Origin of the sequence: Streptomyces violens (genome assembly GCF_000717745.1) — a bacterium.
Classification (GTDB): domain Bacteria; phylum Actinomycetota; class Actinomycetes; order Streptomycetales; family Streptomycetaceae; genus Streptomyces; species Streptomyces violens.
In genome coordinates, this window is the sequence record NZ_JOBH01000051.1 from 1 (window position 1) to 250 (window position 250).

The following is a 250-nucleotide window of genomic DNA, read 5'->3' on the forward strand; positions in this document are numbered from 1 at the left end:
CGGCCGCGGCCCCACGGACAAGGACGTCGACCGCGTCTCGCAGACCATCTCCGCCATCAAGGAACAGAACCAGGGCGTGGAGGTGTGCGCCTGCCTGGGGCTGCTCTCCGACGGCCAGGCCTCGCGGCTGAAGGACGCCGGCGCCGACGCCTACAACCACAACCTCAACACCTCCGAGGCCACCTACGGGAAGATCACCACGACGCACACCTACGAGGACCGCGTCTCCACCGTCCAGCAGGCCCAGGCC

1 protein-coding gene is annotated in these 250 nt (G+C 69.2%); it reads left to right on the plus strand.

Translation table 11 applies throughout. The features are described 5' to 3' along the window. Positions 1-250 (plus strand): radical SAM protein (locus IF04_RS0135345; RefSeq protein ID WP_030267744.1); only part of this gene is annotated, 250 nt, incomplete at both ends.